Source organism: Mycobacterium sp. NGS67 (assembly GCF_059812185.1).
This window is the reverse complement of the sequence record NZ_JCALCF010000005.1, coordinates 256,245-263,577: the sequence shown is the minus strand read 5'-3', so window position 1 is coordinate 263,577 and position 7,333 is coordinate 256,245. Positions and strand designations below refer to the sequence as shown.

Here is a 7,333-nt window from a genome sequence, read left to right as displayed (position 1 = left end):
AACTAGGTTGCCAGCGAATAGCTGTTCGTCAGGTCGTCCTGCAGCACCTGGGCCGCCTGAGTCGTGGTGTCGACGCGCAACTCTTCGGTCAGCACGCGCGAGCGGTAGGCCCATCCGGTTGGCAGGTTGAGCCGGTCGCCGAGCCCTGGCAGGTCGGCCCGCGACAGGGCGGGATCGGTGACCTGGCTCCAGGTCTGCATGACCCATTGCCGGCCGTGGGGGTCCTGAAGTTCGTAGATCTCCTCGCCGGCGTCGAAGATGAAGACGGTGTTCCGGCTCACCTGGTTGACGGTGTAGGGCGTCGGATTCATCGACGACAGCAGCACGGTGGCCTGCAGCAACATGTCGATGCCGCCGAAATTCTTGACGATCTGCGGGCCCTTCGGAGTCTTTTCGATCCGGTTCATCAGCCAGTAGCGCGGACCGTTGAGAAGCGCTGTGGCAGCGCCGTTTTCGGTCGCGATGGTGTGGGCGTCGAGGGCCGACCACAACTCGGCCGGACAGTCGTTGAGGGGGTAGCTGTTGTAGACGGTGGCTTGGGGCCCCGCCTCGCCGGGAGTGACGAGAAGTACTTCGCCATAACGTTTCCCGGACAAATCGTCCGCCTTCTGGTGGCGGGGGGAGCTCGACTGAGGGGCTGACACCAGGGTGAACCTAATCACCCAGGTCAGCGGCGTCAACAATGGTCACCGGCGCGTTCGCACGCGGCTACGGTAGCGATTGCGGGCCGTCAGCGTCGCGCGCAGATCGTCGATCAGCGGGTCGACGAACGTGGAGCGATAATCGTCGTCACCGGCCGAGCGGGCGCTGATGTACATGAACGTCAGCGCGCCCAGGAACAGGCACAGATGGATCAAGGCGTCCGGGACGGGGACGGTCAGGCCCAAGATGGTGGCGTTGTCCGAGGCGGTGTGCGCCCATTCCTTCAACAGCTGTGGCGTGAGCACGATGAGCCCGAGTGTCACGTATATTGCCGCAGTCAGCACCGCAACGACCGTGATCTGCGCCAGCTGTGAGGCCGCCAGCACGAAGACCACATTGGCGCGCTCTGTGCGGCTCAGCGGGGGACTGCTCGGCGGGTCCGGCATGGTCTCGAAAGGTGTGTCGACCAGGTACTCCGATGCGGTAGGACCCGCCGCATGCGTCCGCAGCATCGGTCTGACCCGCTCGGCCGTCGCCGACACGACGAACGCGGCCGCGATACCGACCAGGAACAGCATCGCCAACGCCAGGCGTTCGGCGCTGATCGTGGCCGACATCAGCCAGACGTTGCCGTTGAAGAACACCAACGTGGTCAACAGCACCACCGGTAATGCCCGGACGGCAAGACCCCCGATGGTCGCGAAGTGACTGAGCGTCATGCGCGCCGACCAGCCCGCCACCGACCCGACGCCGCAGCCGGTCAGCAGCATCAGGACCCCCGCGGCGCCGACGGCATTCAAAAGGTGTGCAGGGTTCGCTCCGACGACGATGACGACACCGATGATCGTCATCGCCACCGTGGACGCCAATGCCCGATAACGACCGTTCGATATGCGGGATACCAGCCACCCGATGGTCGTCATTGCTATCGGAGCGAGCACGATGAGCAGCAGGAGGACCCATTCCCGCGGTGACGGCGCGCCGTCGATCACGACGTCTTTGCCTTCGGTGACAAGCAGGACCGGCACGGTCCAGCAGTGCAGCGTCGCGTTGGCAGTCAACATCGGGGCCGACCGCGACCACAGTCGGCGCCACCGGCCGCGTGTCGTGAGCACCGACGGCAGACCGCGCGCCAAGAACCAGCTTTCCGCCTCGTCCGTGGCCGATGAGGGGCCCATGACGGCTCACCTTAACCTCGGGACGCTCGCCGATCCGCGAATTAGTCCGGTGGAGTGTGGCGCTCAGCGTCTCCAGTTTGAACGCGGGGCTTCCGCGGGTGAAGCCTGGGCGTTGCGGGTGAAGCCCAGGCTTTGCGGGTGAAGCCTGGGCGGGATTTCGCCCCCCAGGCCACCGTAGCTGCACTCTCAAGTCCCTGAGTTCACGCTCAAGTCCCTGAGTTCACGCTCAAGTCCCTGAGTTCACGCTCGAGTCCCTGAGTTCACACTCGACGCCCAGCCCGCTAACCGAGCGCCCAGCCCGCTAATCGAGCGCCCAGCCCGCTAATCGAGCGCCCCAGCAGCGGCCTCCTCAGCAGCCCCGGCCGGGGCTGCATCGTCGACCCGCCTAAGCTCAAGGCATGCAACGGATTATCGGGACGGAGGTCGAATACGGCATCTCCTCGCCGTCGGACCCGACCGCCAACCCGATCCTCACATCGACGCAGGCCGTTCTGGCCTATGCCGCGGCCGCCGGCATCCAGCGCGCCAAGCGGACCCGCTGGGACTACGAGGTCGAGTCGCCGCTGCGCGACGCCCGCGGCTTCGACCTGAGCCGCTCGGCCGGGCCCCCGCCGGTGGTCGACGCCGACGAGGTCGGCGCGGCCAACATGATCCTGACCAACGGAGCGCGGCTCTACGTCGACCACGCGCATCCGGAGTACTCCGCGCCCGAATGCACCGATCCGATGGACGCGGTGATCTGGGACAAGGCGGGCGAGCGGGTGATGGAGGCCGCCGCCCGGCATGTCGCGAGCGTGCCCGGCGCGGCCAAACTGCAGCTGTACAAGAACAACGTCGACGGCAAGGGCGCCTCGTACGGGTCGCACGAGAACTACCTGATGAGCCGCCAGACACCGTTCTCGGCGATCATCGCCGGCCTGACCCCGTTCCTGGTTTCCAGGCAGGTGGTGACCGGATCCGGTCGCGTCGGCGTCGGCCCGTCCGGCGACGAGCCCGGTTTCCAGCTCTCGCAGCGCTCGGACTACATCGAGGTCGAGGTGGGGCTGGAGACCACCCTCAAACGCGGCATCATCAACACCCGCGACGAACCGCACGCCGACGCCGACCGGTACCGGCGGCTGCACGTCATCATCGGCGACGCCAACCTCGCCGAGACCTCGACCTATCTGAAGTTGGGCACCACGGCGCTGGCGCTCGACCTGATCGAGGAAGGTGTCGACCTCAGCGACCTCGCGCTGGCGCGCCCGGTGCATGCGGTGCACGCGATCAGCCGCGACCCGTCGCTGCGCCAAACCGTGGCGCTGGTCGACGGCAGGGAACTCACCGGCCTTGCGCTGCAACGGATTTACCTCGACCGGGTGGCCAAACTGGTCGACAGCCGCGACCCGGATCCGCGCGCCTCGCATGTCGTGGAGACCTGGGCGCACGCCCTGGACCTGCTCGAGCGTGACCCGATGGAGTGCGCCGAGTTGCTGGATTGGCCGGCCAAGCTGCGGCTGCTCGAAGGTTTCCGGCAGCGCGAAAACCTGAGCTGGTCGGCACCCCGCCTGCACCTGGTGGACCTGCAGTACTCCGACGTGCGACTCGACAAAGGCCTGTACAACCGCCTGGTGGCGCGCGGATCGATGAAGCGTCTGGTCAGCGAGCACCAGGTGCTCGAAGCGGTCGACAACCCGCCGACCGACACCCGCGCGTACTTCCGTGGCGAATGCCTGCGCCGATTCGGCGCCGACATCGCCGCGGCCAGCTGGGATTCGGTGATTTTCGATCTGGGTGGTGATTCGCTGGTGCGGATCCCGACGTTGGAGCCGCTGCGAGGCAGTAAAGCGCACGTGGGCGCACTGCTGGATTCGGTGGACAGCGCCGCGGAACTGGTGGAACAACTGACCAGCTGAGGGTTGTTAGGCCGACGAAATGTCGGTCGTGACCGGTAGGGTAGAAAAAAGCCAACGGGCGACTGCCCGTGAGGGAGCAGGAGGCGGCGATGGCGCAGGAGCAGACCAAACGTGGCGGTGGCGGCGGCGATGACGACGACATCACCGGCGCGGCGGCCGCGGGCCAGGAGCGCCGGGAGAAGCTGACCGAAGACACCGACGATCTGCTCGACGAGATCGACGACGTCCTGGAAGAGAACGCCGAGGACTTCGTGCGGGCATACGTCCAAAAGGGCGGCCAGTGACCTGGCAGTTGCCCGACCGCCTACCCATCAACCCAGCACTCTCCGGTACATCAGGTGTAGACCTGTCGTCTTTCGCCGACTTCCTACGGCGCCAGGCTCCGGAACTGCTTCCGGCCAGCATCAGCGGCGCGACCGTCGGCGACCAGCTGCCGCACGGCACCACCATCGTCGCCCTGAAATACCCCGGCGGCGTCCTGATCGCCGGTGACCGCCGCTCGACGCAGGGCAACATGATCGCCGGCCGTGACGTGCGCAAGGTCTACATCACCGACGACTACACCGCCACCGGCATCGCGGGCACCGCGGCGATCGCCGTCGAGTTCGCCCGTCTTTACGCCGTCGAACTCGAGCACTACGAGAAGCTCGAAGGGGTGCCGCTGACGTTCGCCGGCAAGGTCAACCGGCTGGCGATCATGGTGCGCGGCAACCTGCCCGCCGCGATGCAGGGTCTGGTGGCCCTGCCGCTGCTGGTCGGCTACGACATCCATGCCGGCGACCCCGAATCGGCGGGTCGCATCGTCTCCTTCGACGCCGCCGGCGGCTGGAACATCGAGGAAGAGGGCTACCAGTCGGTGGGCTCGGGCTCGATCTTCGCCAAGTCGTCGATCAAGAAGCTGTATTCGCAAGTCGCCGACGCCGATTCGGCGTTGCGGGTGGCCGTGGAAGCGCTTTATGACGCCGCCGACGACGACTCGGCCACCGGCGGACCGGATCTGGTGCGCGGCATCTATCCGACCGCGGTCACCATCGACGCCGACGGGGCGCTGGACATCCCCGAGCGACGCATCGCCGAGTTGGCCCGCGAGGTCATCGAGAGCCGCTCGCGCGCCGACACTTTCGGCCCCGATGGTGGTGAGAAGTGAGCTTTCCGTATTTCATCTCGCCGGAACAGGCGATGCGCGAGCGCAGCGAGCTCGCGCGCAAAGGTATCGCCCGAGGGCGCAGCGTGGTCGCGCTCGCCTACGCCGACGGCGTGCTATTCGTCGCGGAAAACCCGTCACGCTCACTGCAGAAGATCAGCGAACTGTACGACCGGGTGGGGTTCGCCGCCGCCGGAAAGTTCAACGAGTTCGACAACCTGCGCCGCGGCGGAATCCAGTTCGCCGACACCCGCGGCTACGCCTACGACCGTCGCGACGTCACCGGCCGCCAGCTCGCCAACGTCTACGCCCAGACACTGGGCAGCATCTTCACCGAGCAGGCCAAGCCCTACGAGGTCGAGTTGTGCGTGGCCGAGGTCGCTCACTACGGCGAGACGAAGGCCCCGGAGCTCTACCGGATCACCTACGACGGGTCGATCGCCGACGAGCCGCACTTCGTGGTGATGGGCGGCACCACCGAGCCGATCACCAACGCGCTCAAGGAGTCCTTCACCGAGAACGCTGACCTGCCCGACGCGCTGCGCATCGCGGTCGAGGCGTTGCGCGCCGGCAGCGCGGACGCCAGCAGCAACGGCCAGTCCAGCGTCGGCGTGGCCAGCCTGGAAGTGGCGATCCTGGATGCCAACCGGCCTCGGCGCGCGTTCCGCCGGATCAACCGTTCCACCCTGGAATCACTGCTGCAGGAACCCGCTTCGGACGACTCGGACGGACCAGCAGAGGGATCCGAGTCCGAGGGCGATTCGGCGGACTGAGTTCCCCGCAACTGACGGCCGGACGCCGCGCAACCGCCGTCACCGCCAAGTGCTCGGCACCATCGGCTCAGTGGGCCCGCCGCCGAATCCGTCGCCGGTCAACGTCGTCAATCCCGCGACGTCGGCCCCGGTATCACGGCTTACTGTCCCAGCCAATCCGAGGTGGCCGACACCCTGGCGTGAGGCCGTGGCTGTGTCGGGTTCGGCGCGCCCTGGCCCCGCCCAATCCGGATCGACCTCGACATCCATATCCATGAACTCGTCGCCGTAATGACGCTGCGTTGTCCGCTTGCGCTGTCGCGCCCGGGCCTGCCGGCGACTCGCGGCCGGTGACTGCGCCGCGGCGGCTGCGGTGTCGGGCTCTGGTGCCTTCCTCTTGGCCTGAGCGCTCAGGCCAGAGGCCATCCCGGAATCAAAGCCGATGCCGGGCGGACCCACTGCATAGGGCGCCATGAAACCCGCCGGAGGCGACGGCGGTGGGGAAGCGGCGGTCGACACGGTCGAAGGGGCCGGACCGGGTGTGGGCACGGTTCCAGGAGCCGACGCGAATGCCGTCACGGGAGAGTTCATGCCTGCGACCGGCCAGGAGCCCGGCGCCGTGGTGATGGGCACCGGCGCGGCCGCGGCGGCCGGGTGCGATAAGCCCGCCAGGCCGGCGAGACCAGCGAGCGCGCCCGCGCCCGTCGCGGGGACCGTCATCGCACCCCCGACAGCTGCCAGCAGCAGCGGGGCTTGGGTCAGCGCGTTTCCGAGTTGGGCGATGTGAGTGGGCCAGTCGAACACGGACAAGGCGACGAAATACTGCAGCGCCTGGGCGGGGTTCTGCGTCATCTGCATCGAGTCCCCGATGAGTTCGAGTCCCCGGGCGACGTACCACATCGGCTGAGTCGCATCGGCGTAGTACTCGTAGCCCAGACCGTTGAGCATGCCGGTCGCGGGGTCCCAGTAGATGCCGAAGTTCTCCAGCACGTCCGCGATGAGATCGGTAAGTGCGTTGGAAACCAACGGGTTACGGATGAGCGGGTTGACTCCGAGGTCGAGCAGGAACGATTGGAATGCGTTGAAGAACATTCGCCCGGGATCCAGCGTCGCTGCCGGTGCTGCCAGGATTCGCGGCGCCGGGACCGGCTGCGGAGTCGAGGTGCGCGCCGCCTCCGCGCTGGCCTGGTAGACGGTCATTGTGGTGGCGGCCTGGATCCACATCCGCACGTAGTCGGCCTCGTTGAACGCGATCGGGATCGTGTTGATCCCGAAGAAATTCGTCGCGACCAGCGCGGCGTGGGTGACATGATTGGCCGCTAACTCCGCCAGGGTCGGCATAGTTGCCAGCGCCGCGACGTAGGCCGCGGCCGCCGTCTCGTGCTGCGCGGCGATCGCTGCGCTGTCGACGCTCGCGTCCAGCAACCACGCCGCATACGGCGCATGCGCGGCTACGCAAGATTGCGCGCCGGCCCCTTCCCAGGCAAGCGACGCGATCAGCCCGGTCAGTTCTTCGGCGGCCGTGGCGTATTCGATGCTCAGCGAATTCCATGCCGCTGCCGCCGCCAGCAACGCCGCGGGCCCCGGGCCCTCGCTCAGCAGCGCTGAGTGCACCTCCGGCGGCGCGGCCATGAACAACGGGGCAGTCACCGGGCACCCGGTGCTGACATCAAACAGGACCTCCCGACCGGGCTGAGGACGGAGATTTTCGAGGAGCCAAAC

The 7,333-nt window shown here is 67.3% G+C and carries 6 protein-coding genes and 1 pseudogene; 4 read left to right on the top strand and 3 right to left on the bottom strand.

The window, feature by feature from the left end; all coding sequences use genetic code 11:
- Positions 1-2: 2 nt before the first annotated feature.
- Positions 3-644, bottom strand: a complete 642-nt coding sequence (locus AC5Y4D_RS06875) for a hypothetical protein (protein WP_499945087.1) — start codon at positions 642-644, stop codon at positions 3-5.
- 10 nt (positions 645-654) lie between these two features.
- Positions 655-1,820, bottom strand: a pseudogene (locus AC5Y4D_RS06870) (hypothetical protein).
- A gap of 398 nt (positions 1,821-2,218) precedes the next feature.
- On the opposite strand from AC5Y4D_RS06870, the gene dop reads away from it, so the two are divergent.
- From dop to prcA, 4 genes are all read left to right on the top strand, one after another.
- Positions 2,219-3,715, top strand: a complete 1,497-nt coding sequence (dop, locus tag AC5Y4D_RS06865; RefSeq protein WP_499945088.1) for a pup deamidase/depupylase — start codon at positions 2,219-2,221, stop codon at positions 3,713-3,715.
- Positions 3,716-3,804: 89 nt separating this feature from the next.
- Positions 3,805-3,999: a ubiquitin-like protein Pup gene (locus tag AC5Y4D_RS06860; RefSeq protein ID WP_499945090.1), complete on the top strand. Its 195-nt coding sequence runs from the start codon at positions 3,805-3,807 to the stop codon at positions 3,997-3,999.
- On the top strand, positions 3,996-4,862 hold the full coding sequence (gene prcB, locus AC5Y4D_RS06855) for a proteasome subunit beta (RefSeq protein ID WP_499945091.1): 867 nt from the start codon (positions 3,996-3,998) through the stop codon (positions 4,860-4,862). Before AC5Y4D_RS06860 ends, prcB begins: the two co-directional genes overlap by 4 nt.
- Complete coding sequence (gene prcA / locus AC5Y4D_RS06850) at positions 4,859-5,632, top strand: proteasome subunit alpha (protein ID WP_499945092.1); 774 nt, start codon at positions 4,859-4,861, stop codon at positions 5,630-5,632. Before prcB ends, prcA begins: the two co-directional genes overlap by 4 nt.
- A gap of 39 nt (positions 5,633-5,671) precedes the next feature.
- Here prcA and AC5Y4D_RS06845 read toward each other — a convergent pair whose 3' ends face one another.
- Positions 5,672-7,261: a PPE family protein gene (locus AC5Y4D_RS06845; RefSeq protein WP_500036799.1), complete on the bottom strand. Its 1,590-nt coding sequence runs from the start codon at positions 7,259-7,261 to the stop codon at positions 5,672-5,674.
- Positions 7,262-7,333 lie beyond the last annotated feature (72 nt).

Coding starts and splice junctions, on each gene's coding strand:
- dop (WP_499945088.1), top strand. CDS start 2,219: ATGCAACGGATTATCGGGACGGAGGTCGAATACGGCATCTCCTCGCCG.
- AC5Y4D_RS06860 (WP_499945090.1), top strand. CDS start 3,805: ATGGCGCAGGAGCAGACCAAACGTGGCGGTGGCGGCGGCGATGACGAC.